The organism is Hymenobacter sp. AT01-02, assembly GCF_000961955.2.
In the GTDB taxonomy this organism is placed as follows: domain Bacteria; phylum Bacteroidota; class Bacteroidia; order Cytophagales; family Hymenobacteraceae; genus Hymenobacter; species Hymenobacter mucosus.
In genome coordinates, this window is sequence record NZ_JZIR02000217.1 from 1 (window position 1) to 1,771 (window position 1,771).

The 1,771-nt window shown below is 51.6% G+C and carries 1 protein-coding gene; it reads left to right on the forward strand.

Annotation, left to right across the window (positions count from 1 at the left end; all coding sequences use genetic code 11):
* Positions 1-943 precede the first annotated feature (943 nt).
* Positions 944-1,369 carry a hypothetical protein gene (locus VI25_RS22530; RefSeq protein ID WP_152981788.1) on the forward strand — a complete coding sequence of 142 codons (426 nt, stop codon included), beginning with the start codon at positions 944-946 and terminating at the stop codon, positions 1,367-1,369.
* Positions 1,370-1,771 lie beyond the last annotated feature (402 nt).

A 1,771-nucleotide genomic window follows, 5' to 3' on the forward strand; every position in this document is an offset into this window, starting at 1 on the left:
TACGGGTGCCTAATACCTGCCTACTCCACCATTACGGCAGTGCTACCCAGCTTGATGGATGCGTTGTGGGGCCACCTAGCGGACGGCTTCCTGCTGCCGCTGCGAGTTACGCCGTGTCCTGGGAAGTGAGAAGAGGCCTTTTTCTACTCTACATAAGGCCTGATAAGCACCCACGACATTTATCGGTCTTTATCGAAGAAATGGCGGCTGCTCAAATGAGGGCGAGGAGTACGCTTTAGCTGCTCACCTTTTTACCCACTGCGTTGCACAGACTAGTGCACGCTGTGTCGGCTCCCCTAGATGGCAAGCGCTGACTCCCCAGGCTGACTCATGTAATTCCAAAAGCACTCTAGCTCATCAGCAAGGTACGCCCTCAGCAGTAACCGACAAGCCGCTGAAAGGGGATATGTGAGTATTTCCCTGCCTAATGGCGGGTATATCGCCCAGAGCCAAGTGAGCTGTTCCTCTAACAACGGCGGCTGGTTATCTGGACAAAATTGCAGCGTGCCCCGACTTACACCAATTGTGTTGGCATGTAGTAGTCCTACGGCGGCAATGCGTTCATCTAATCGGGCCCGTTCCGTAACGTCCGCGAGGGCCACCTGGCGGGGAAGCGCCGCCAACAGGGCGGTCAGATTAGGTGGTTGCTCGTTAGCCATCTGTCCAAAAGTAAGCACAACCATTGATTCGCAATTGATGCTTTTCTCGGACCATGTTGTTATCTCGCGTTGCCGTGTCTTGTCCCGGAATAGGTGACAGTTTTCGGTCTCTTCCTGCCCCTAAATACCTCGTTTTACTGTACAACTTTAGGAACAGCAGTAATTGAGGAAAAGGGTATTAAAAGGCCGCCAATCAGTACAGTAAACTGGTACAGTAACCAAAGTACAGGTTGCGTATCTTCTGGATGAGAAACCTGTACTTGCCCTGGCGTAGATTGCACTTGATGCCCAAGCCCATTCCTCCACCCCAGTATGAGACGTCGGAGTCCCGGCAATGGGTGGCACACCAACTCGGGCTTTCCTATCATGACCGGATGCAAGATTGGTCTTGGGAGGTAGCGAAAGCAGAAGACCTCGACGCGTACTTCCAGCTGTATGCCCAGGCCGAAGATGCCGAGCGCCTCGTGTTACTGGAAATGATCTTGGAGGCGGCTTCGAATGACGCCACGCCAGCGCAGATGCACACCACCTGGCCTCGGATCGAAGCGCTGTTGACGCAACGTGCGGACTTACATGCTACCACGGCCCAGTATTGGTGTGTATGGGATATTGAGGAACAAGATGTGGAAGAAAAAGGCTTTCCTATCTCCCCCTACATACGCGCTTGGTGGCGGGCTCATTTCGTACTACCAGCAGCGCGTGCTATGTAAGGCCTTGCGCTTCCATAAAGGCAATTGACCAACAAACAGTCGTTTTCTGGACGATTTTCCCAACCCCGAAAACAGCTCCGAAAACGGCCTTTCTTGGACGTGTTTTTCACACCCTTTTCTGGACACCCTTTTGTAGCTTTATGAACACTGTTATGGCACAAAAATGAAACTCCATTTAATATGCTACCAATGCACCCGTTCTTGGTCTGAGCAGACACCTACGCAGGAGCAATTTCAACTTGCTCGGGTTGCCGCACCACTACACAATTCATTAGTGTACGAATTTGTCTGCCCTCAAGGGCACGAGTCTAGAGTCGTGCTGCAAAACACTAAGTACGAGCTACTATTTGACTCAGCTATTAACGCTCTTATTGATGGTTATCACCGCGAAGCAGTATCTAG